Annotated in this window: 25 protein-coding genes; 4 read left to right on the top strand and 21 right to left on the bottom strand. The window is 56.2% G+C overall.

Annotated features, from left to right (window positions below):
• Positions 1-364: 364 nt before the first annotated feature.
• The 14 genes from F1379_RS14225 to F1379_RS14160 all read right to left on the bottom strand — a co-directional run bounded on the left by F1379_RS14225 (position 365) and on the right by F1379_RS14160 (position 10,251).
• The gene (locus F1379_RS14225) at positions 365-598 is read right to left on the bottom strand and encodes a DUF2273 domain-containing protein (RefSeq protein ID WP_150270764.1); all 234 of its coding nucleotides are present in this window, start codon (positions 596-598) and stop codon (positions 365-367) included.
• Positions 599-613: 15 nt separating this feature from the next.
• Positions 614-1,153: an alkaline shock response membrane anchor protein AmaP gene (amaP, locus tag F1379_RS14220; protein WP_150270762.1), complete on the bottom strand. Its 540-nt coding sequence runs from the start codon at positions 1,151-1,153 to the stop codon at positions 614-616.
• A 73-nt stretch (positions 1,154-1,226) separates the two neighbouring features.
• The gene (locus tag F1379_RS14215; protein ID WP_150270760.1) at positions 1,227-1,643 is read right to left on the bottom strand and encodes an Asp23/Gls24 family envelope stress response protein; all 417 of its coding nucleotides are present in this window, start codon (positions 1,641-1,643) and stop codon (positions 1,227-1,229) included.
• Positions 1,644-1,762: 119 nt separating this feature from the next.
• A complete protein-coding gene (gene accC, locus F1379_RS14210; protein WP_150270758.1) occupies positions 1,763-3,106 on the bottom strand; it encodes an acetyl-CoA carboxylase biotin carboxylase subunit in 1,344 nt (447 codons plus the stop codon).
• Positions 3,107-3,161: 55 nt separating this feature from the next.
• Positions 3,162-3,677, bottom strand: a complete 516-nt coding sequence (accB, locus tag F1379_RS14205; protein ID WP_150270756.1) for an acetyl-CoA carboxylase biotin carboxyl carrier protein — start codon at positions 3,675-3,677, stop codon at positions 3,162-3,164.
• Positions 3,678-4,004: 327 nt separating this feature from the next.
• Entirely contained in the window at positions 4,005-4,928 is a 924-nt protein-coding gene (locus F1379_RS14200; protein ID WP_150270754.1) for a SpoIIIAH-like family protein, read from the bottom strand.
• 100 nt (positions 4,929-5,028) lie between these two features.
• A complete protein-coding gene (spoIIIAG, locus tag F1379_RS14195) occupies positions 5,029-5,670 on the bottom strand; it encodes a stage III sporulation protein AG (RefSeq protein ID WP_150270752.1) in 642 nt (213 codons plus the stop codon).
• A gap of 20 nt (positions 5,671-5,690) precedes the next feature.
• The gene (gene spoIIIAF / locus F1379_RS14190; RefSeq protein WP_150270749.1) at positions 5,691-6,461 is read right to left on the bottom strand and encodes a stage III sporulation protein AF; all 771 of its coding nucleotides are present in this window, start codon (positions 6,459-6,461) and stop codon (positions 5,691-5,693) included.
• A gap of 34 nt (positions 6,462-6,495) precedes the next feature.
• Positions 6,496-7,725, bottom strand: a complete 1,230-nt coding sequence (gene spoIIIAE, locus F1379_RS14185) for a stage III sporulation protein AE (RefSeq protein WP_150270747.1) — start codon at positions 7,723-7,725, stop codon at positions 6,496-6,498.
• A 51-nt stretch (positions 7,726-7,776) separates the two neighbouring features.
• Positions 7,777-8,166 (bottom strand): stage III sporulation protein AD, encoded by a 390-nt coding sequence (gene spoIIIAD / locus F1379_RS14180; protein ID WP_150270745.1) that lies wholly within the window; start codon positions 8,164-8,166, stop codon positions 7,777-7,779.
• A gap of 9 nt (positions 8,167-8,175) precedes the next feature.
• Positions 8,176-8,379 (bottom strand): stage III sporulation protein AC, encoded by a 204-nt coding sequence (gene spoIIIAC, locus F1379_RS14175; protein ID WP_150270743.1) that lies wholly within the window; start codon positions 8,377-8,379, stop codon positions 8,176-8,178.
• Positions 8,380-8,392: 13 nt separating this feature from the next.
• Positions 8,393-8,911, bottom strand: a complete 519-nt coding sequence (spoIIIAB, locus tag F1379_RS14170) for a stage III sporulation protein SpoIIIAB (protein WP_150270740.1) — start codon at positions 8,909-8,911, stop codon at positions 8,393-8,395.
• Positions 8,904-9,905: a stage III sporulation protein AA gene (gene spoIIIAA / locus F1379_RS14165; RefSeq protein WP_150271108.1), complete on the bottom strand. Its 1,002-nt coding sequence runs from the start codon at positions 9,903-9,905 to the stop codon at positions 8,904-8,906. Before spoIIIAA ends, spoIIIAB begins: the two co-directional genes overlap by 8 nt.
• Positions 9,906-9,987: 82 nt before the next feature.
• Complete coding sequence (locus F1379_RS14160) at positions 9,988-10,251, bottom strand: YqhV family protein (RefSeq protein WP_420850501.1); 264 nt, start codon at positions 10,249-10,251, stop codon at positions 9,988-9,990.
• A 435-nt stretch (positions 10,252-10,686) separates the two neighbouring features.
• Between F1379_RS14160 and F1379_RS14155 the strand changes: the two genes are divergently transcribed.
• Both F1379_RS14155 and F1379_RS14150 read left to right on the top strand, forming a co-directional pair.
• A complete protein-coding gene (locus F1379_RS14155) occupies positions 10,687-11,553 on the top strand; it encodes a YitT family protein (protein ID WP_150270738.1) in 867 nt (288 codons plus the stop codon).
• 238 nt (positions 11,554-11,791) lie between these two features.
• A complete protein-coding gene (locus tag F1379_RS14150; protein ID WP_162551163.1) occupies positions 11,792-11,986 on the top strand; it encodes a hypothetical protein in 195 nt (64 codons plus the stop codon).
• A 976-nt stretch (positions 11,987-12,962) separates the two neighbouring features.
• Here F1379_RS14150 and F1379_RS14145 read toward each other — a convergent pair.
• The 5 genes from F1379_RS14145 to F1379_RS14125 form a co-directional block, all read right to left on the bottom strand.
• A complete protein-coding gene (locus F1379_RS14145) occupies positions 12,963-14,216 on the bottom strand; it encodes an aspartate kinase (protein WP_150270734.1) in 1,254 nt (417 codons plus the stop codon).
• 223 nt (positions 14,217-14,439) lie between these two features.
• Positions 14,440-14,769 (bottom strand): four-helix bundle copper-binding protein, encoded by a 330-nt coding sequence (locus F1379_RS14140; protein WP_150270732.1) that lies wholly within the window; start codon positions 14,767-14,769, stop codon positions 14,440-14,442.
• Between the two features lie 180 nt (positions 14,770-14,949).
• Entirely contained in the window at positions 14,950-15,507 is a 558-nt protein-coding gene (efp, locus tag F1379_RS14135; protein ID WP_150270730.1) for an elongation factor P, read from the bottom strand.
• A 44-nt stretch (positions 15,508-15,551) separates the two neighbouring features.
• The gene (locus F1379_RS14130; protein WP_150270728.1) at positions 15,552-16,622 is read right to left on the bottom strand and encodes a M24 family metallopeptidase; all 1,071 of its coding nucleotides are present in this window, start codon (positions 16,620-16,622) and stop codon (positions 15,552-15,554) included.
• Positions 16,623-16,697: 75 nt separating this feature from the next.
• On the bottom strand, positions 16,698-17,189 hold the full coding sequence (locus F1379_RS14125; RefSeq protein WP_150270725.1) for a YqhR family membrane protein: 492 nt from the start codon (positions 17,187-17,189) through the stop codon (positions 16,698-16,700).
• Positions 17,190-17,396: 207 nt separating this feature from the next.
• On the opposite strand from F1379_RS14125, the gene F1379_RS14120 reads away from it, so the two are divergent.
• Both F1379_RS14120 and F1379_RS14115 read left to right on the top strand, forming a co-directional pair.
• Positions 17,397-18,344 carry a DUF1385 domain-containing protein gene (locus F1379_RS14120; protein WP_150271104.1) on the top strand — a complete coding sequence of 316 codons (948 nt, stop codon included), beginning with the start codon at positions 17,397-17,399 and terminating at the stop codon, positions 18,342-18,344.
• Between the two features lie 7 nt (positions 18,345-18,351).
• Positions 18,352-18,696: a hypothetical protein gene (locus F1379_RS14115; RefSeq protein ID WP_150270722.1), complete on the top strand. Its 345-nt coding sequence runs from the start codon at positions 18,352-18,354 to the stop codon at positions 18,694-18,696.
• A gap of 88 nt (positions 18,697-18,784) precedes the next feature.
• Here the strand turns inward: F1379_RS14115 and F1379_RS14110 are convergent, their stop codons facing one another.
• Positions 18,785-19,732 carry a patatin-like phospholipase family protein gene (locus F1379_RS14110; RefSeq protein ID WP_150270720.1) on the bottom strand — a complete coding sequence of 316 codons (948 nt, stop codon included), beginning with the start codon at positions 19,730-19,732 and terminating at the stop codon, positions 18,785-18,787.
• A gap of 91 nt (positions 19,733-19,823) precedes the next feature.
• Entirely contained in the window at positions 19,824-21,485 is a 1,662-nt protein-coding gene (locus F1379_RS14105; protein WP_150270718.1) for a family 10 glycosylhydrolase, read from the bottom strand.
• Between the last annotated feature and the right edge of the window lie 75 nt (positions 21,486-21,560).

Raw genomic sequence — 21,560 nt, 5'->3', positions numbered from 1 at the left:
ATTAGTGTGCGAAAATCCAACTAGCACGTTGAACGCAGCAAATTGCAGCTATGCACCATCTAACTTGCGAGTAAGAGCCGGGGATGCTGGCTAACCTCCATAGATTTGGCGGGGTCAATGCACTAGTACCTTGACCGCATCGAATTGCATCTGTGCACCATCAAACTTGCGAGTAAGGCTGGAGACGCCCGCACATACAGTCCTTAGATTTGGCTTAGTCAAGGTACTAGTGCCGCAAACCACCACAACCTGCTGTAATTCTGCCTTTTCAATAAAAAAACCGCGCAGCCTTCCACCGTCAAGCAGGCACTCGGATATACGGGATATACGGGTTTCCAGGCTCCGGAAGAAAGCTTATCGCGGTTCATTTAAAAGGACGCCAGCGCCCGGATAACCGCCCGATCAGCTCCTGCCACGGTATAAGCGGCGGCTGAGCGGCATCCTTCCGTTTGCCGAACGTGTATCCAATGAACACTACCAGTGCAAAGAACAGCATATCCCAAAATCCGGCCAGCAAATAAATCACACCCAGAACGAAGCCGAAGGTAACTCCGGCGATCCGCCCCCCGTGACTTTCCCAAATTTCTTTCCAGGACATCAGGGAAACCCACCTCTATTCCACACGACTTTTGAAGCTTGGTGCTTGTGTTAGGTTTGCGATATAGACCGATACGTCAGCGACCGGAATTCCCGTCGTCTCCTGCACGAAATCATGCACCTGCCGCTGTACCTCCGAGGTCAGGACCGGCAGGGAATGCTCCCCGTCCACCACCGCGCGGATCATAATTTCCAGACCCGCCTGGGAGACGCGGATGCGCGAGCGCAGGTCGCGGATGCCCTTCACCTTGCCCGCGGCCTTAAGGCTCAGGTTCTCAATGGTCTCCATGGAGATTTGAATATCTCCATACTCCGTACGCTGGTCCACGGATGGGCGGGAAGCACGTTCACGGCGCAACGAGATATAGAAGAAACGGACGCTGAGCAGGAACAGAACCACCGCTACGGCAATCGAAGCAATATAGACCGGCGGTTCCGCCTCAATCTCCAGCACATCGGGAATCGCGCCGCTGATGAGGAGGATGGCAATAACAGATAGTATAGCGATACTTAAGCTGTACACGAACAGCAGAAGCCTGTCCAAAATTTTGGCCACGAATCACATACCTCCTAAAATTAGAGTAAACCCTCGACAGTGACGTCGGGGGTTTAGAGAAGAACGATGGCCCTTATTTCACGCGCAGAACGGTCTCATTGTCTTCGGATTTGTCGGAGCTGGCGCTGTTCTTGAACTGGACATCGTGGATCTGGACGTTCACTTCCACAACGGTAAGTCCGGTCATTGTCTCAATGGAACGCTTCACATTGCGCTGAATCTCCGCCGCCACTTCCGGAAGACGGTGGCCGTATTCGATGATGACTGACACATCAACCGCTGCCTCACGCTGTCCGACCTCGACCTTGACGCCCTTGGAAAGGTTCTTGCGTCCGAGCAGTTCCACGATGCCTCCGGCGAATCCGCCGCTCATGCCTGCCACGCCCTTCACCTCTACGGTTGCCAGACCTGCGATTACCTCGATCACTTCGGGAGCGATCTGGATTTCGCCGATCTCCGTACGCTCATATTCCGTCCCAATTGTACTCATTATGGACTACACACCTTTCAGCAAAAAGATAGTTCAACATTCTAAGGCGCAGGAGCACGTCTCTTATTAAACATACTATATCATTTGGCGAACTTTATGACAAACAAGGCTCTGCTCGCCTAAATTTCATGCTCTTCCAGAAACTTGATGTCAAAATTGCCGTCCAGAAATACGGGATGCTCAAGCAGCTTCTGGTGAAAAGGTATGGTCGTGTGAATGCCCTCCACAGCGAATTCAGCCAAGGCCCGCTTCATCTTGAGTACAGCCTCCTGGCGGGTCGGCGCCCAGACGATCAGCTTGGCAATCATCGAGTCGTAGAACGGTGAAATCATGTAGCCCGGATAGGCCGCACTGTCCACCCGCACACCCGGTCCGCCCGGCGGCAGGTAGAAGCCGATCTTGCCCGGCGACGGCATGAAATTGCGCTCAGGGTCCTCCGCATTGATGCGGCACTCAATCGACCAGCCGTTGATGACAATGTCCTCCTGGATGAAGGAGAGCGGATTGCCCTCGGCCACGGAGATCATTTCCTTGATCAGGTCGACGCCCGTCACCATCTCCGTTACGGGATGCTCCACCTGAATCCGTGTATTCATCTCCATAAAGTAGAATTGCCCGTCCGGACCGAGCAGGAACTCCAGCGTCCCGGCGCCGGAATAATCGACGGCCAGCGCCGCCCGAACGGCGGCTTCGCCCATGGCCTCGCGGATATCCGGCGTCAGCACGGAGCATGGCGCTTCTTCTACCAGCTTCTGGCGCCGGCGCTGCACGGAGCAGTCCCGCTCGCCGAGGTGGACGACGTTGCCGTGCTTGTCGGCAATAATCTGAATCTCCACATGCTTCATGCCGGTCAGGAATTTCTCGAGATAGACGCCGGCATTGCCGAAAGCCTTCTGGGCTTCCTGCTGAGCAGCCGTAATCTGCTTGACGAGCTCTTCCTCGTCCTCGGCGATGCGGATGCCCTTGCCCCCGCCGCCGGCCGTAGCCTTGATAATAATCGGATAGCCGATCTCGCGCCCGAGCACGACCGCTTCCTTCACGTCGCTGACCAGTCCGTCGGAGCCGGGAATGACCGGCACGCCGGCCTGCTTCATCGTATCTTTCGCCACCGACTTGTCCCCCATGCGGGTGATCGCTTCCGGCGACGGGCCGATGAAGGTGATGTTGCAGGATTCGCAAATCTCCGCGAAATCGGCATTCTCCGCCAGGAATCCGTAGCCGGGATGGACGGCGTCGCATTCGGTCAATGTCGCAACGCTCATAATATTGGTAAAGTTCAAATAGCTGTCCTTCGACGGCATCGGACCGATGCAGTAGGCTTCGTCAGCCAGCCGGACATGCAGCGAATCCCGGTCAGGCTCCGAATAGACCGCAACGGTGGAAATGCCCATTTCGCGACATGCCCGGATAATGCGCACCGCGATCTCTCCGCGGTTGGCAATCAGCACTTTCTGAATGTTCATGACGTTCCCCCCAAAGTATAACGAAGCATGTTAGGCCTCTGTATGTTCGCGGCAATTATTCCGGCTTCACCAGGAAGAGCGGCTGCCCGTATTCCACCAATTGGCCGTTCTCGGCAAGAACAGAGACGATCTCACCCTTGACTTCCGCTTCCAGCTCGTTCATCAGCTTCATGGCCTCGATGATGCAGACCGTTGACTTCTCGTGAACGCGGTCTCCAACGCTGACAAAGGAAGGCGAATCGGGTGAGGCCGCACTGTAGAAGGTGCCTACCATCGGTGATACAATTTTATGTAACGTTCCCTGGCTGCTCTCGTGGGATTCCGGCGCTGCCGCCGGGGCAGTCGCTGCGGCCGCAGGTACTGCAGCCGGCTGGATATTGTGCTGCGGCTGCGGAGCCGCTGCGAACGGATAAGCATAAGGCGCTGCCTGAACGGCTGCCTGCTCGCTCTCAGTGCGGTCCGGCTTGCGGATGGCCAGCTTCATGCCCTCGCTTTCAATCTCCAGTTCATGCACGGAAGAAGTCTGGTCCAGAAGTTTAATCAATTCCTTAATCTCGCTTAACTTGAACATTCCATTGTTCACTCCTTCAGCTTTCTCTCAAAGCCACACTTCTTGTGTTGCCGGACTGAATGAGCCGGTGATCCGGCTCTTCCTTCATGGAAGCATAAGCTTCCGGTACCCACGATATGCGAATCGCTTTCAGATGTCCGCTGCGGCAATAATTTCAGGAAGTTGCTTATGCATTTCTTGAAACGGATACTGTCCATTTACAGACGGCGCAGCCGTTTCATCTTGTCTAACCAATTAACTTTATGTATTATATCACAAACGATAGAAATGGAAAGGGCCCGGGAGAACCCGAGCCTTTTCGCGGTTTTATTCCATTTTTTGTCCGGCTTATTGCTCCGAGACATACTGTACTTTAATCTTGTTCTGCGACACGCTCAGTTCCTTCATGACCAGATCCACGATGCCCACGGCCTGCTTGACGTCAAGCTTGTCGCTCAGCACGACCACAGTATAGGAGTCACCGCTCTCTTCCTTCACAATTGCCTGGCCGTATTTCTGCTGGAGCTGCTCCTCGATGCCGTTGATCTTGGATTCTTTTTCCTCCAGCTTATTGAGCTGCTCCTGGGCGACTGCGTTCTCGGACGGCGTCTTGCCCATGTCGTTGATCTGGGCCATCAGGTCATTGTAATTCTTCAGGTTCTTCTGCTCGCGGTCCAGCAGGTAATCGTCGAACAGCGCGGCGGCCGATACGCTCTGCGAAGCGACTTCCTTGAGAATTTCTTTGTCGCTCTTGGAGGTTTCATCAGCTGTGGAAGCTGCGGCAGCCTCTTTATCGGCTGCTGCGCCCGCGTCCTGCCCTGCTTTATCTCCGCTGGCACCCGTATCGGCTGCAGCAGTGTCAGCTGCGGCGATGTCCTTGTCCGCCGCTGTGTCCTTGACTGCGGCTGCGTCCTTATCGGCAGCAGCCTCCTTGTCCCCCGCTTCGCTGCCGGCGGCCACCGTAGCGGCATCATCTCCGGTCACTCCAGCATCGTTCCCGGCACCGTCCGTGTCTGCTGCAATGGTGTCTTCAGCAGCCGCGTTGCCTGCGAGATCCGCAGCGGCATCGCCGGTTTCCACTTCATTGATGACCAGGCCGCTGTCGAGCGCGGTCTGCGTATCGGCATTTCCGTTGCCGCCGACCTGGACCGTGCCGGCCGTTTCCTGCGGCAGCGAGCCGCCGGAATCCTCGGTGAATAAATAGTAAGCAGACAGCACCACCATCAAGCTGAGCATGGATACCAACCAGATTGTTTGTCTTTTGCCCTTCATTGTTTATACCTCCTAAAATATGATCGCGTTAAGCGGTTTTCCTGCGTATTCGCACCTGCGTGTTTTCGCCCTGTCTGCTGCAGCTGTTCCCGGCATTAGATCATTCCTGCTTGCGCGGTACGACCGATATCTTGTAGCTTGGGACATTCAGCCCCTTCTCCACGGCTTCTTCGATTAAGCTCCGGACGACCTTGTTCTCCGCACCTTTGGCTACAACCAGCACGCCGCGCACCTGCGGCTTGATCCGCTTCGTAATGATCGGCGTTTCATCGCCAGACTGGCTGTAGGTGACGATTTCGCCGTCCCGCGTATATTGAGTGGTATGCCGCTTGCCTCCGCTGGCGTCCGTCTCCTCGCTCTGCTGCTGTGAATCATTCATATTCCGGGTGACCACGATTTCCTCCGTCGACTCTACCGTAACCATAATGTCTACAGTGCCGACACCGACGATCTTCTCCAGAATCTCCTTGGTACGGCTCTCCAGCGCCAGTTCAATACTCTCGAATGCATCAGAGGCCATCAGCTCCCCCTGCTGCATAACGCCTTGCGAGCTTTCGCTCACCGGCGGCTCCCTCCCTGTGTTCTCGCTGTCGATCTTCTTCACATTGACAAAGGAGTTGAACAGCATGATCGCGACACCGAGCAATCCCAGTATGATCAACCAGCGGAAGGTCTGGCTCCGCCTCGGACTGCCGGCTCCGCCCCCTGCCCACTGCTCCAGCTTCTTCAGCCATTTACCCACCTCTCTAACCCCCTCTTTCGTCAGCTCTTTTCAGCGCCGCCGGCGCCCTTGACTTCAATTCTGCTACGCTCCACATTCCAGTTCTGCACCAGCAGATCAACAATGGATTCCGCCTGCTGTCCGATTGCTGTGCTGGAAGTTTCGGCAGTTCCGGCTGATTCCTCGCCTGACGCGGCTGCTTCTGCGGTTTGCGCCGCATCTGCAGCGCCGATCCGGACCTGCACCGGCTCTACAGGAGTAATATGAATCCGCCCTCCCGGAGCCTCCTGATCCGCCGCCCCGCCACCTTCAGCCCCCCCTGCATGTTGCGGGGATGAGCCTTCGGGCAGGGTGACGGCCACCCGGGAGATCACCGGCAGCTCCCCGCCGCCGGTATCGCGGCCCATTTCCAGCGCGACGGTCACATTCACGCCCCGCACGCCGGTTGCGGCTGCAATCTGCTCCTGCATCTGACCTGCCACCTCACCGGCAGCAAGCTGCAGGCTCTGCTCACGGGAGCCGGCGGCCAGCAGCTGGCCCTGCCTCAGAATCTCCTGCAGTGAATCTCCTGTATCCCCGCCGCTGCCCCATCCGCTCTCCCGCTGCGCCTGTTCCATAGCCAGCGCAAGCTGGGAGGAAGCATCCCCTTTCAGCAGGGAGATCACCGGATTCAGCAAGGTCAGGAGGACGAGCAGGCTGAGCACCAGCCTGGCGTACCGCTCCATCGACTTGCCCGGCAGCAGCATTTCTACGAAGGCGGCCATCAGCACGACCAGTATCAGTTCACGCAGCCAATCGCTAAGCCATGTCATGGTTCTCCTCCCCGCCCCTAGAGTGTTCCTGGCCTCACCTCATCATGACGGTCAGATTGCCTGCGGTCAGCAGGATGGTCACCGCCAGGAAGAACATCAGCGATACCGCGGCCAGCGCCGCGAAGACGTACATCATGCTCTTGCCGATGGTCTGCAGGCAGGAGACGATAGGCGTGTCGCCCAAGGGCTGCATAACCGCTGCAGCCACGTTGTAGATTAGCGCCAGGCACAGGATTTTGATCGCCGGGAAAGCGCAAAGGAACAAAATGATAATGACACCCGAGAGCCCGATGGCGTTCTTCACCAGAAGCGAGGCAGAGATCACGGTATCGGTGGCATCCGCGAACATTTTGCCGATGACCGGGACGAAATTGCCTGTGATGTATTTGGCTGCGCGGAGCGTAACGCCGTCCGTCACGGAGCTGGTAATGCCTCTGACCGAGATTACGCCGAGGAACACCGTCAGCAGTACGCCCAGTAACCCGGCCCCCACGTTGCGCAGCAGATTGGCAAGCTGGGTCAGCTTGTATTTCACGGAGATGGCGCTCACCAGATGCAGCACCGCCGAGAAGAACAGCAGCGGGAATACCATAGTGTGGATCAGCGTGCTCACCGTATGGATCATAAAGACGATCAGCGGATGGGTGACCGAGACAGTCACGATGTTCCCCATTGAAGCCAGCAGTGCGAACAGCAGCGGAATCATCGCCATCATGAAATCGCCCATGCGGTCAATGGCGTCCTTGGCATATCCGATGGCGATATTGAAGCTGTTGACGGCAAGGACCAGGACAACCATGTAACAGAGCATATAGGCGATTTTACTGACATTTTTACGTTCAAAAGCGCTCTGCACCGTCTCCAGAATCATACTCAGCACGCTCACCATCACGATGGTGACGAGCAGCTTGCCGTTATAAAGCACCTCATGCCACAGGAAGTTCAGGAGTCCGGAAAGCACACTCTTCATGCTCAGCCCGTTGCCGCCCGGAAGCAGCATATCCATCAGCGCCGGCGTCTTCCCGTCCGGAAAAAAACCGCCGTACTCCTTCATCAGCTGATCCCAATAGGCCTCCACCTGATCCTTCGGCAGCTGCTGCACCTGCTGCTTCACCCATCCGTCTACCGGCGAGGCACGGTTGTCCGCCTCTTGCGGGACTGCCTCCGCTGCAAGGCTTCCGGCTCCTCCGAAGAAGCACCAGGAGAGAAAGAGGCCCAGCAGTATTCTGATGTATACCTCTCCCCGTCTGCCTCGCGACGTCATCCTGCACTCCTCCCCGCCGGCTCTGCTGGTCTTGCATGTACACCCTGTGGCTTATGCCGGCAGGAGCTTCATCACCGTTTCGATAATGATGCTGATGATCGGCACGGCCAGCACCATGATCAGCACCTTGCCGGCCAGCTCGATCTTGGAAGCAATGGAATCCGCTCCCGCATCGCGGACAATCTGGGCGCCGAACTCCGCAATATAGGCGATGCCGATAATTTTGAAGACAGTCTTGATGTAGATCATATCCATGCCCGACGATTCCGCCACCCGTTCGAGCGTTCCCATGATGGTGCCGATTTTGCCGAGCAGAAACAGAAAGATCAGGATGCCCGTCGCCGTTGTCAGGAGAAAGGCGAACACCGGCTTTTGTTCCTTCAGCACCAGAATCAGCACCGTCGACAGCAGTCCTATTCCTACTACCTGGATGATTTCCATAACGCTCGCCTAATTAAATAGAAAGATCGTTTTGATTTCCTGCAGCAACCCGTCCAGCATCCGGATCACCATGAACAGTACGATGATGAACCCGACGATGGTCACCCAATGGGCGATATCCTCCTTGCCCATCTGCTTCAATACGGTATGGATCATGGCGATGATGATGCCGATGCCGGCGATTTGGAAGATCGCGTTGACTTCAATATTCATTCCTGGCACCTCGCTAAAAGATCAGTATGACGATCAATGCTCCAAGCAGCAGACCCAGGCTTTTGCTCATCTTTTCATATTTGCCCTGATCTTCCCTGGCTACGGCTTCCTCCTGCTTCAGCTGCTGCAGCGCCAGCCCGATATGCTGTCCCTGGTCCATCCGGTCGCTCGTCCCGAGCGTGCAGCTGAGCTGGCGGAGAATTTCCCGCTCCGCCGCCTTGAGGGAGGCGGCCCTCCAGTGGTCGTCCATCGCTTTGGCGAAGGCAGCTTCGGGTGTCCGGTCCAGCGGCGGACTCATCTCGCGGGCCGCTTCCAGAAACAGCGCCTTCAGCGGCTCCTTGGACTGCTCGCCGATCCGCCGCAGCGCTTCCGGAAGCGGTGTATAGCCGTATTTAATCTCGGTTTCCAGCCGCTGCAGCGCCGCGATCAGCCCCCGGATATGCCGGGGCCGGTCGGCGTATTGCGCTGCCCGGCTGAACCCGGCGAGCGTTCCGGCGAGGATGACGATGACCGCTCCGAACAGCTTAAGCATGGAGATCTCCGCCGCTGCGCTCCCCCGGTGATACCAGCAGCAGCCCGCGCTTCTGTCCGTCGAGAACACGGAAGCCGGTGCCCGCTTCGGAGCGGTGAAGAATGACGTACCGCTCGAACATCCGCTGCTCCACCAGGCCGCCGAGGCCCGGCCGACGGGCCAGCTCGGCCACTTCCTTGCCGTGGGCCGAGGCCACCACCGAGATGCCGGCGTGCAGCGCTTCGGTGACGGCCGCCGCATCCTCCGGCCGGCCGATTTCATCGGCGATCAGCACATCGGGCGACAGCGAGCGGATCATCATCATCATCCCCTCGGCCTTCGGACAGCCGTCGAGGATGTCTGTGCGCGGCCCGACGTCGAAGGCGGGAACACCGCGGCGGCTGCCGGCGATCTCGGAGCGCTCGTCGACGATGCCGACCTTCAGTGCGGGACGGCTGCCCTCCCGCCCCGCACTGCCGCCGCCGGAGATCTGCCGGGCCAGGTCGCGCAGCATGGTAGTCTTGCCCTGCTGCGGCGGCGAGAGGATCAGCGTATGCATGATCCGCTGCCGGCTCCTGTCCACCAGATAAGGCAGAACACTGTCTGCGATGCCTGTCACCTCGCGGGCGATCCGGACATTGAAGCCGGTGATGTCGCGCAGATGCTCGACACTGCCGCCGCTGAGCACGGCGCGGCCGGATAGGCCGATGCGGTGCCCGCCGGGAATGGTGATGAAGCCCTTGCGCAGCTCCTCCTCCATCGTATAAAGCGAATGGTTGCTGATAAGGTCGAGCAGCCTGTGCGCATCCTCGCGGCCCGGCTTGTACGCTTCCGCGGGAGCCAGCGTCAGTCCCCCGCTTCCGGCAATGAAGCTGAACCTGCCGGCGTAGTTAATTTCCAGCGGGCGGCCTTCGCGGACACGAACCTCCTCCACCTTGTCCAGCAGCGCCGCCGGGAGGGCTTTCAGCAGCGCCCTTATCGTTTCGGGAAACAAGAGCAGCCAGTCATTGGCCATATGGATTACCCCCAAGTTGTCCTCTTTGTCATGTCTTGTTTACATATCTATGCTTGTACGCCCGCTTTATGACTATCATCTATCATTTTTTAAGAATTCCGATTAAGAGAAAGGCCACACCGCAGAAGATCCAGCCCAGCTTGCCCCAGGACAGCTGCGAAGCCATTCCCGTAAGGCCGACTGCCGTCGTCAGTATCAGGATGCTCGGTCCGACCAGGGCGAGGCCGGAATTAACCGCAAGCGCCTTGTCTACCTGGTTCAGCCGCAGCATCAGGATCGCCGCCGCTATCTCCACACTGCCGGAGAACAGCCGAAGCGCCGCCATCCAGCCCACATACTTGTCCAAGTCTGCTCAACTCCTTTTTTTGAGTCTAGTGTTATCAGCCCCCTTGCATAGACTTCCGCCGTCCATGAAGAGACACCTTGTAATCCATGGATATGCATAAGCCCCTCCGTTTAGACAAGCAAATCCGGCCGGGACGCGGCAAAATAGCGAAAACAGCACGGGTGTATCCGGGGAACACATCCACTGCTTGCAGCGCCTTTCGGAAATGGGCCGTCCGGACCGCAAAATTGTGAAAGAAATCATAGTGAAAGCCTATATAAAAAAATATCATCAGTATGATAAAATAATTTTTGCATCAGCAGCAAAACAGCTGTTAAAATAGTTGAGCCATTGGATGGTTAAACTAATTCAACCTTATTTTAGACAAAGCTTCTCCAGGGTGATCGGGAACAGGGTCACGGAGAAAAGACATCGGGGAAAAAGGGGATTATTGTCATGCAAGTTCGCAATGTCGTTGTTCCAGTCAGTACACGGGGAGTCGCCAAGCAGGCGCGGGATGTCGCCACGATCATTTTTTCGGCGTTTCTGGTCGCAGCCGGGCTAAGGCTGTTTCTGATTCCGCATCAGCTGCTCAGTGGCGGCGTGGCCGGTACGGCCTCCATACTCGGGTATTTGACGAGTCCGAAGTATATCTCGCTCTTTTATTTTGCGATCAATCTGCCGATTCTGATCTGGGGCTTTATCGCCGTAGGCAAAAAATATATCTGTCTCAGCATGCTCTCGGTGCTCTCCACCACCTGGTTCCTTAACGTAATCCCGCTCATGAAGCTGACCCAGGACCCGATCCTGGCCAGCATCTTCGGCGGGGTGATCATTGCCGGGGGCGTAGGCTTCTCGCTGCGCGCAGGCGGCTCCTCCGGGGGGTTCGACATTCTGGGATCTATTATTACGCGCAAAAGAGACATCCCGATGGGCACGGTGCTGTTCGTGATGGACGGCCTGGTCATTCTCAGCCTGGGCTTCTTCAAAAGCTGGGACTCTGCCCTTTACGCCATGTTGTGTATCTTCGTCAAGAGCCGGGTGATCAACCTGATTCACATCCGCCACGTCAAGCTCACCTGCTTCATTGTGACCAAGGAGCGCGACAAGATGCTTTGCCGGCTCAATCTGCTGCCCCACGGTGTCACGGTTGTCAATGCGGAAGGCGGCTACAGCCATGAGGGCAACACGATGCTGATGACCGTCACCACCCGCTACGAGCTGGCGGAGCTGCGCAAGACCATTCTTGAGACTGACCCGAAGGCCTTCGTCAACGTGCTGGAAACCGTCGAAATCCTCGGCCGTTTCAAGCGGCTGACTTAATAGAATTGGAAGATTAACAGTCCGGCGGGTCACATAAGTGGCTTGCCGGACTGTTGCCGTTTGTAGGCGAACGACGATGAGCGCTGGGTGCGGGAGCGTTGAAGCGGGAGCGTTGGAGCGGGAGCGTTGGAGCGGGAGCGTTGGAGCGGGAGCGTTGAAGCGGGAGCGTTGAAGCGGGAGCGTTGAAGCGGGAGCGTTGGAGCGGGTGCGTTGGAGCGGGAGCGTTGGAGCGGGAGCGTTGGAGCGGGAGCGTTGGAGCGGGAGCGTTGGAGCGGGAGCGTTGGAGCGGGAGCGTTGGAGCGGGAGCGTTGGAGCGGGAGCGTTGGAGCGGGAGCGTTGGAGCGGGAGCGTTGGAGCGGGAGCGTTGGGTGCGGGTGCGCTGGGTGCGGGTGCGCTGGGTGCCGGAGCGTTGGGGGATAAGGATGCGGGATGATTTCGAGCTGAAGGGAGAATCAAAGCATGGTAAGGCTAATCGGGTGTTAATTTGCTAATTATGTTTGTAACGAGAGGTCTGTAGGAAGAAACAGGGGTAATTTCCTGCTTAAGGTGTGTGAATAGGTTTGTGGGGTGGGTACGTGGGGTGGGTACGTGGGGCTGATACTGAGGGGTTGATAGGGGCTAATACTTGAGGCTGGTACGTGGGGTTGATCCGCGAGGTTGGTACGTGGGGTGGGTACGTGGAGCTGATACGTGATGGTGGTACTAAGGGAGTGGAACGGGCTGGTACGTAAGGTTGGTACAGAGAGTTGTATGTGGGGCTGGTTCGTGAGCTTGGCACGTGAGGCTGGTACGTGGGGTTGATACGTAGAGCTAGTACGTGAGGTTGGTACGTGAAGCTACTACAGTGAGATGGTACTAAGGGGGTGGTACGGGCTGGTACGTGAGGCTGCTATAGTGGGTTGTATCTGGGGCTGGTTTATGGAGTTGATACGTAGGGCTAGTACATAAGGTAAGCACTTAGGGTTGGTACGTCACGCTGGTAAGTAAGGACGGTACATGAGGTTGGCACGTGGGATTGGTATGTGCAAGCTAATACGCGGACTGCTACAGTAAGTTGGTACGTGGGGGCGCTCTACTTACTGAGGTAACGTGCAGGCTCTAACTCTGACATAATTGTATTTCATACACTTATTTTACGGAAAACCAGTCCTCTATAGAGAATAATTGCATTCTGTACAACTATAAACACAGCAAAACAGCAGAAAGCCACCAATCTCTCATTTTAATTGTATAAAGTGCAATTATTCCTCTAACAAAGGAATATAATCAGCATTTAAGTGTACAAAATGCAACTAAACCGAAATGCCATACCTAACATTATCCCACTGTACGGTTACTATACACAATAATCAGGGATGCTCCCGCAGCTAGTCGCTGCATGAGCATCCCTTATCTCATTGCTAAAGAATTTAGCGGCGATCCTGCGGGCCTCCGACAACTGCCTGCTCCTCGGTATCCAGATCATAGGCGGTATGCAGCGCCTGGATGATCTTCTGCAGATTTCCGGCCTCCACCACACAGGAAACCTTGATCTCGGAGGTGCTTACCATCTTGATGCTTACGCCTTCCTTGGAGATCACATCGAACATCTTGGCCGCAACGCCCGGATGGCTGACCATGCCCGCACCGACGATGGAGACCTTGACCAGGTTATCCTCCGAGGTCACTTCACGGTAAGGCAGCTCGCTGTGCAGACTCTCGATCACGGACTTCGCCCGGTCAAGCTCACCCAGTGCAACCGTAAAGGAGAAATCTGCGGTACCGTTCATAACGCCGCTCTGTACGATGATGTCAACGTCAACGCTTTCTCCGGCCAGCTTGCCGAACACCTGGGCGAGTACACCCGGTACATCCGGTACTCCCAAAATACTGATCCGCGCCACGTTCTTGTCATACGCGATTCCGCTGACTACTACTCCCTGCTCCATGCTTGCTTCCTCCTTCACCACTGTTCCTTCGTTATTATTAAAGCTGGAGCGCACGACCAGCTTCACTTGATATTGCTTGGCATATTCCACCGCCCGCGGATGCAGCACAGCTGCTCCGAGATTAGCCAGCTCCAGCATCTCGTCGTAGGAGATCTCCTTCAGCTTACGCGCATTCTTCACGATGCGCGGGTCCGTGGAGTAGACTCCGTCTACGTCGGTATAGATTTCGCAGACGTCGGCTTTGATTGCTGCAGCCAGGGCAACGGCTGTCGTATCGGAGCCGCCGCGGCCCAGCGTTGTAATCTCGCCGCTCAAGGTCATCCCCTGGAAACCGGCAACGATGACAATCTGTCCGCGTTCCAGCGACTCCAGCACACGCCGGGGCACGATTTCGGTAATCCGTGCACGTCCATGCGTCTCATCTGTACGGAAGCCGGCCTGCCAGCCGGTATAGGATACGGCTTCGCGGCCAATGCCGTGCAGCGCGATCGAGAGCAGCGCCACAGAAATCTGCTCGCCCGTCGTCATCAGCATATCCATCTCCCGGGCGGGCGGCTGCCCGTTCAGCAGCTTGGCCTGATCGATCAAATCATCCGTGGTGTCGCCCATGGCCGATACCACAACTACACAGCGGTGCCCCTCGTCCTGCTTGTCTGCAATACGCTTTGCCACACGCTGCATTCGTTCAGTGTCGCCGACGGAACTTCCGCCGAATTTCATAACATAAAGTGACAACTCCAGTTCACTCCCTATTTCGCTCTATGTAGTAGCTGTTATTTGGTTTCCCGCTTTAACACAGTATAATACGAAAATCACATGTTGCGTTAATAATTTTCAACAAAAAAACCGGCTTACGCCGCAAAATACAGTTAATCCGGAAGCGGCGGGTGCACTGCACGCCAGGCCACGACGCTCCCGGACGTCGTCAATGGCGAACTGCAGATTCAGGCTACGCTGCTTAGGCAGCCATCCTGCGGCAGGCCTCCGCACAGGCAAAGCAGGCTTCAGCGCAGCGACGGCAATGCTCCGCCTCATGCTGCTGGCACTCGTTGCCGCAGGCCTCGCAGGCCTCGGCGCACAGCGCACACAGCTGCTTTGCGTAGGCTGCCCCCTGTGACATGCTGGCCGCTGCGAATTCGCAGAGATCCGCACATTCCCGGTCCAGCCGGATGCATTCCCTCATCATCTCCAGATGAGGCTCCTTCAGACAGGCGGCATAGCAATGATTGCAGGCAGCCATACACTCCTGGCATGCCTTGATACAGGCTTCAAATTGTTCATGTGACATTTTGCATCAGTCTCCTCTCAGGTGTAGTGTAGCACCTTCTTTACATACCCCTCCCCTGTATAATTCAAACAAAAAGCAGGCTTAGGATATAATCTATGCCTGCAGGCATACATACAGCATACACCGGTTCACGCAAAAAAAGCCCCCGCCATAATGGGGGGGGGCTTGTCCGGCTGCTGACTACGCGCGGGAGATATATTTGCCTTCGCGGGTGTCGATCAGAAGCACGTCGCCTTCGTTGATGAAGAGCGGAACTTGAACCGTGTGGCCAGTTTCCAGAGTAGCGGATTTGGTTGCGCCTTGGGCAGTGTTGCCTTTGACGCCCGGCTCAGTTTCAGTTACCTTCAAATCAACGCTGGTCGGCAGGTTGATTCCGAGAATCTCGCCCTGGTAGCTGACGATGTTCACGGTCATATTCTCTTTCAGGAAGTTCAGTTCCCATTCCAGCTGCTTCTCGGACAGCTCGAACTGGTCATAGGTTTCGTTGTCCATGAACACATGCTCGGTGCCGCTGGCATACAGATACTGCACGCCGCGGTTCTCGATCAGGGCACGGCCGATGGTTTCACCGGCGCGGAAGGTGCGCTCAACGGTGTTGCCGTTACGCAGGTTCTTCAGCTTGGAGCGGACGAAGGCCGCGCCTTTACCCGGCTTTACATGCTGGAATTCGAGGACGGTAAAGATATCGCCGTCCACCTCTACGGTCAAGCCTGTTTTAAAATCGTTAACTGAAATCACTACAAATCCCTCCAGGTTTCATGATTTTGCAAGTCATGCAAGGTTTACAAAATGAGATATTCCTTTGACGAATGGGTCAACAGCTGAATGCCGGTTTCGGTGATGACGATATCGTCCTCAATCCGCACGCCGCCCAGTCCGGCCAGATAGATGCCCGGCTCCACGGTGACAACCATGCCCGGCTTCATCACGTCGTCGCTGAGCTTGGACAGGCGAGGCCACTCATGAACCTCCATACCAAGGCCATGCCCCGTGCTGTGGCCGAAGTACTCGCCGTAGCCGTAACGAGTAATGATGTCGCGTGTCAGCGCGTCGCATTCGCGTCCGGTCATCCCCGGCTTGATATTGGCCAGCGCATGCAGCTGGGCTTCCAGCACAATATCATAAATTTCCTTCAGCTTCGGATCGGGGGTACCGACAGCAATCGTGCGGGTGAGATCCGAGCAGTACCCGTCCAGCAGTGCGCCGAAGTCGAAGGTAATCAGCTCGTTTCCCTGGATTACCCGGCTGCTCGCTACGCCATGGGGCATGGCCGAGCGTTCACCGGAAGCGACGATCGTATCGAAGGAGGACGCAGTTGCTCCATGCGAACGCATGAAGAACTCCATTTCCAGATCCACATCGCGTTCGGTCATCCCCGGCTTGACCACATTCAGAATATGTCTGAAGGTCTTGTCTGCCAGATCGGCTGCACGCTGCATTACCGCGAGCTCTTCTTCATCCTTGAACATACGGAGATTCTCGACTGCCTTGGATACCGGCACCAGCACGGCCGGCTGGAGCGCTTCCGCATAAGCCGTATACGCGCTGAACGTAACATCATCCTGCTCGAAGCCGATGCGGAGATCCCCGCTCACCGGCAGCAGTTCACGGACGGTGTCAATGAATTTGGCGCCATGCTCCACCACCTTGAGGCCCTTGGCCTGCTCGGGTGCCTGGGTCATATATCGGAAGTCGGTCAGCAGATAGCTTTCGTCCCCGGTAACCAGCACATAACCGGATGATCCGGTGAAGCCGCTCAGGTAGCGGCGGTTGATGCCGCTGGTAATCAGCATCGCATCCAAGCCCTGCTCCTGCAAAACCGTGCGCAGCTTGGAGATTCGCTTGTTGCCCATGTTCATTTCTCCTCTCGAAATAGCCACATTGTATTTTAACATAGGGTCATGCCCTTGAGAAGTTTTTTCGGGTGTTTAAGCCAGCTTTGTCTTCTGCTCCCGGTTGCGTTCATCCGTAAATTCAATAGCTGCCGTATAGCCGATAAACATACCCCAGAGCAGAAAGATGCAGAATTCGCTGGTCACTGTATTCCAGGGAAGCCGGAACGGAGGCATCATCAGGAACATGCGGGCTCCGGCCAGGAACAGCAGCGACCACCAAAGAATCCCGTAGAGGATGCCCGGCCATGGACCCCGCAGCTTGCGGAAGATCAGCACATAGATCAGCGCAGCAATCATGGAGAAGGCGATGAAGATTAAGTAACCCGCCAGATGTCCGGGTGCTGTCACCAGAAAGTCATGCCTGAAAAAAGGCTCTCCCAGGAAACCGGGGACGACCTTGGTGAACCGCAGCCAGTACAGCAGCCAGCGGATCGCTCCCCAGATCAGTCCGGCAAAAAAGCCCAGCTCCAGCGCGAATGTCCACGGATTGGTCTGATGTTTCTTTTGCTTATTACGTCTACTCATATTCTTCGCTCTTCCTTTCCCTCGCCTGAATTCGCGGACTCTCCCGCTCTATGCGGGTAGTATGCGCAGGAAAAGCCGATCCAACTAGCAATGTAGGCATAAATTCGTTACAATGGTTTATATCATTATTATTAATTACACGGGAAGGTGAATTGGTTGTCCCAGGAAACTCCCAGTTACGGCGGGCAAGCCGTTATTGAAGGCGTTATGTTCGGCGGCAAACATGTCAATGTAACAGCCGTGCGAAGAAAGAACCAGGAAATCACGTTTTTGGAGGTGCCGAGAAGCGACAAGAGCTGGGTGCTTAAGCTGCGCAGAATTCCGCTGCTTCGCGGCATTGTGAGTCTTATAGATTCCAGCGCCAAGGGCTCGAAGCATCTTAACTATTCAGCTGAATCGTATGCGGAAGATGAGACCGAGCCGGAGGAATTCGCGAAGCAGCAGGAGAAGGCCAAGCAGAAGGAAGAAGGCTGGAGCCTGGGCATGATTTTTGGTGTAGCCGTGATGGGGATTCTTTCCTTCCTGTTCGGTAAAGTGATCTTCACACTCGTACCTGTCTTTGTGGAAGATTTCTTGTTCGGTGATGCCTTTGACGGTTATGTTCTTCATAATCTTGTAGAAGGCGGCATCAAGCTTATATTGCTGCTCATCTACCTGTGGGCCATCTCCCAGACACCTGTGATTAAACGGCTGTTCCAGTACCACGGCGCCGAGCATAAGGTGATCAGCGCCTTCGAGGCCGGTGAGGAACTGACGGTTGCGAATGTGCAGAAGTACAGCCGGCTTCACTACCGCTGCGGCAGCAGCTTTATGATGCTGACAATTATTCTCGGCGTGATTATCTACTCCCTCGTCCCTTGGGACAACATGGTGGAGCGCGTAGTCCAGCGGCTGGTGCTGCTGCCCGTTGTCATTGCTGTATCGTTTGAAGTGCTCAAGGGAACCAATGCAGTGCGCGATGTTTCCGGCTTGAAGTATCTCGGCTATCCGGGACTCTGGCTGCAGCTGCTGACTACCAAGGAACCGAAAGACGAAATGGTTGAAGTATCAATTGCTTCCTTTAACCGGATGCGGGAGCTTGACGCCGCAATCGAAGCGAGAGGATATGCGGATGCCGGTCCTGCCGGCGGCATATTGGATCCTGCGAAAGGATGAGTGTGCAATGAAAAGGCAGGCTTTGTTTTTTTGGACGGTCATCGTTCTTGCGGTCATAGGTGTGGTGATAGGGATTATTACCTTGGATTCAGATTTATTCTGGTCGCTGCTTCCCGTCCTGCTGATTGTGGGGATCGCATTTTTTGCCTACCGGATCACCTCAAGAAGCCGCGTGCGCGGCCCTGGCGGCAAGAAGATCAAAGTAAAGCCCTCACAGAAAACGATGGCAAAGGTAGCCTCTGCCCGCAAGGGCCCGGCAGCAACACCGCCCAAGCGCAAGAGCTATCCGTTCCAGGTCATTGAAGGCAGCAAGGGCAAGAACGACGACGATCATCTCCCGAAATACCATTGACAGCAAGGCACCGCCGGGCATAATAGCCGCAGGTGGTGCCTTTTTACTTGCTGCAAAGGGTTCGGAATCAGCCTCGTCAGCTTCCGCTTCACTTTACGGAGCTTGTATTCGGCGGGCGCCAGGTGCGGAAGAATTCCGCCCCTGCCTCGAAGCCCGCAGCGTACAGTTCATCGCTTTTATCAGCGGAAAGATGAAACTGTGTCGTTGAAATCCCCAGTGTGGGAATTTTGACGGTGCGCACGAATTTCTCCGTCTCAATGTAGCGCTCATCATGCGCCGACAGCATCGTGCCTACCATCGCCTGCAGCATACTGATCGGTCCGGTAATCCGGTGCGGCTCTGGGTCAATCTTGCCGATCAGCTGGTAGCCGACTGTCGGTGTGCGGTGAGCCGGATTGGGAAACCCATGCTCCTTCTCGTCGAACAGCCATAACGGAAAGTTGCTCAGCATGCCGCCGTCCACCAGATACACGAACTGCTCCGTAAAGCTCCTCCCTGCAGCAGCCGGGCCGCTGAGCCGCAGCATCACCGGATCAAAAAAGAACGGAATGCTGCAGCTCATCCGCACCGCCCGGGCCACCTCGAAGCTTCCCGGGGCAATCCCGTAATCCTCCAGATCGTTCGGGAGTACGACAATCCGCCCGTTCGTAATATCCGAGGCGATGATGGACAGCTTGCCCTTCGGCAGATCGCCAAAGGTGACGATTCCCTTTTGCCGCAAAATACAGCGGACCCAGTTCTCCAGGGCCTCCCCGGAATACAGGCCCTTCTTGATCAGTACCCGCAGCGCCGGTCCGACCAAGGCTGTCCGGTATAAGCCTCCGCGTTTCAGGAAGGAAGTGAAGGAGGTCTGCTGGATCACCCTGCTCATGGCTTCCCCATCATAGCCAGCCGCCAGAAAAGAAGCGATAATCGAGCCGGAGGAGGTTCCGGCCACCCGGTTAAACGTCACACCTGCCTGCTCCGATGCCTCCACCGCCCCCGCAAGTGCTACACCCTTAACACCCCCGCCTTCAAAAACCGCATTGATTTCCATAGACAAAACTCCCCCGTTCATAGACCTATTGCTTATCTATGAGCACGGGGGAGCTTTCATGACTTATAGCCGGAAGGTTAAGTGCTGCGTTTCAGGAATTGAAATAAAAGGACAGCAGGCTGGAAAGACCGAACGGATTGCGCACCACAATATCGTTCGCCCGGAACATAATGCTGCCGGCCACCTCTGCATAACGGTCGTTGTATTTCAGCTGATTGATGATCTGCTCGCCGCTCTGCCACTCGGCCTTCTCCTTGCTGTCGCCGACCTTATAGGAAGCAAGGCCGATGTACAGTGCCACATCCGTATTCTTGACTTCATTGACCCACCAGTCCACCAGCTTGTCGTAACGGACATCGGTGAATGAAAGGCTCCAGTACACCTGCGGGGCGATGTAGTCGATCCAGCCGTTCTGAATCCAGGTACGGGCGTCGGCATACATATTGTCATACGCGGTGACTCCGGCCTTCGTGTCGGACCCGGTGCTGTCCGCTTTGACGTTGCGCCATACCCCGAACGGGCTGACCCCGAACGATACGGCCGGCTTCAGTGTATGAATCTCCTGATCCAGCGTCCGGATAAATTCGTTAATATTATCGCGCCGCCAGTCGCCTTTATTCCCGATTGCCTTTGAATTATAAGCCTTGTATGCGGCATCGTCGGCAAACGAAACGCCGGAAGGATAGAAATAATCGTCGAGATGCACGCCGTCGATATCATAGCCTCTCACGACTTCCAGTACAGTGTCGATAATATGCTGTCTGGCCTCCGGGACGCCTGGATTGATATATTTTTTGCCGCCTGCCGTAACGATCCATTCCGGATGCAGCTTCACTACAGAATTGCCTGCTAGCGAAGCAAGGCCCGAGCTAGTGGTCTCCGTCGTGGCCCGGAACGGATTGAACCAGGCATGGATCTGCATGCCCCGCGCGTGCGCGGCGCTGACCATATACGCCAGCGGGTCATAGCCCGGCTCCTTGCCCTGGGTGCCGGTCAGCACCTTGGACCAGGGCACCAGCTGCGACGAATACAGTGCATCGCCTGCCGGCCGCACCTGGACGAATACGCTATTGAAGCCCGTGGCCTTCAGCTTGTCCAGCAGGCTGTCGAACTCGGCCTTCTGCTTGGCCGCATTGCCCGCCGAGGCCGTAGACGGCCAGTCGAGATTATAGACGGTGGAGATCCAGGCGCCCTTCATCGCTTTGCCGGTGCTGATTCCCGGGACACCGGGCACCGCCGGTATGGTTGGCGCCACCGGCTCTGTCACATCGGGCACTGAAGGGATCACCGGCGAACCGGGTGGAGCGATCTCGGCCTGTGTATAGAGCGCTATATGCTTGGCTGCCTGATTCCACACCACCTGCAGTCCAAGCTGCTCGCTGACGAAGCGGAGCGGCACCATGACCCGGCCCTGCTTGATCTGTACCGATGTGTCCAGAGTCACTGCGGCGGAATTCACGTCAGCGGTCTTCTTGCCGCTGGTCAGCTTGATGACCGTGCCGTCCTTGCTGATCGTTGCCGTCTTGCTGGCTTGCGCCCAGGTTACCTGAGCGCCAAGGCCCTGGCTCACTACCGATACGGGCACCATGGTTACACCCGAAGCCGTAATGAACGGCGGAACATCGCTGCTGAGCGCGCTGCCGTCCAGTTCGATGGTAATAGCCGCAGCAGCGGCGCTGGTACCGGAAGTCCACAGCGGCAAGCATAGCAGCAGACCGAGAAGCAAGATCAGACCTTTTTTACAATAATTCATGATTCCTCCCCAAGCAATTCATAGAATGTGTTACCGACCGTCTCCCGCCCAACAAGAAACGGCCCTCTGCTCCTT

Source organism: Paenibacillus tepidiphilus (assembly GCF_008635795.1).
GTDB lineage: Bacteria > Bacillota > Bacilli > Paenibacillales > Paenibacillaceae > Paenibacillus_AQ > Paenibacillus_AQ tepidiphilus.
The sequence above is the reverse complement of the archived record's forward strand: the minus strand, read 5'-3'. Positions and strand labels throughout refer to the sequence as shown.

Bases quoted from the DNA above. Each gene is read 5' to 3' on its own strand.
- F1379_RS14140 (WP_150270732.1), bottom strand. From the start codon at position 14,769: ATGTCACATGAACAATTTGAAGCCTGTATCAAGGCATGCCAGGAGTGT.
- F1379_RS14120 (WP_150271104.1), top strand. From the start codon at position 17,397: ATGTTCGGCGGCAAACATGTCAATGTAACAGCCGTGCGAAGAAAGAAC.
- spoIIIAC (WP_150270743.1), bottom strand. From the start codon at position 8,379: ATGAATATTGAAGTCAACGCGATCTTCCAAATCGCCGGCATCGGCATC.
- F1379_RS14110 (WP_150270720.1), bottom strand. From the start codon at position 19,732: ATGGAAATCAATGCGGTTTTTGAAGGCGGGGGTGTTAAGGGTGTAGCA.
- F1379_RS14125 (WP_150270725.1), bottom strand. From the start codon at position 17,189: ATGAGTAGACGTAATAAGCAAAAGAAACATCAGACCAATCCGTGGACA.
- F1379_RS14115 (WP_150270722.1), top strand. From the start codon at position 18,352: ATGAAAAGGCAGGCTTTGTTTTTTTGGACGGTCATCGTTCTTGCGGTC.
- F1379_RS14215 (WP_150270760.1), bottom strand. From the start codon at position 1,643: ATGAGTACAATTGGGACGGAATATGAGCGTACGGAGATCGGCGAAATC.
- F1379_RS14155 (WP_150270738.1), top strand. From the start codon at position 10,687: ATGCAAGTTCGCAATGTCGTTGTTCCAGTCAGTACACGGGGAGTCGCC.
- spoIIIAB (WP_150270740.1), bottom strand. From the start codon at position 8,911: ATGCTTAAGCTGTTCGGAGCGGTCATCGTCATCCTCGCCGGAACGCTC.
- F1379_RS14200 (WP_150270754.1), bottom strand. From the start codon at position 4,928: ATGAAGGGCAAAAGACAAACAATCTGGTTGGTATCCATGCTCAGCTTG.
- accC (WP_150270758.1), bottom strand. From the start codon at position 3,106: ATGAACATTCAGAAAGTGCTGATTGCCAACCGCGGAGAGATCGCGGTG.
- F1379_RS14225 (WP_150270764.1), bottom strand. From the start codon at position 598: ATGTCCTGGAAAGAAATTTGGGAAAGTCACGGGGGGCGGATCGCCGGA.
- accB (WP_150270756.1), bottom strand. From the start codon at position 3,677: ATGTTCAAGTTAAGCGAGATTAAGGAATTGATTAAACTTCTGGACCAG.
- F1379_RS14130 (WP_150270728.1), bottom strand. From the start codon at position 16,622: ATGGGCAACAAGCGAATCTCCAAGCTGCGCACGGTTTTGCAGGAGCAG.
- spoIIIAD (WP_150270745.1), bottom strand. From the start codon at position 8,166: ATGGAAATCATCCAGGTAGTAGGAATAGGACTGCTGTCGACGGTGCTG.
- spoIIIAE (WP_150270747.1), bottom strand. From the start codon at position 7,725: ATGACGTCGCGAGGCAGACGGGGAGAGGTATACATCAGAATACTGCTG.
- F1379_RS14105 (WP_150270718.1), bottom strand. From the start codon at position 21,485: ATGAATTATTGTAAAAAAGGTCTGATCTTGCTTCTCGGTCTGCTGCTA.
- spoIIIAA (WP_150271108.1), bottom strand. From the start codon at position 9,905: ATGGCCAATGACTGGCTGCTCTTGTTTCCCGAAACGATAAGGGCGCTG.
- spoIIIAF (WP_150270749.1), bottom strand. From the start codon at position 6,461: ATGACATGGCTTAGCGATTGGCTGCGTGAACTGATACTGGTCGTGCTG.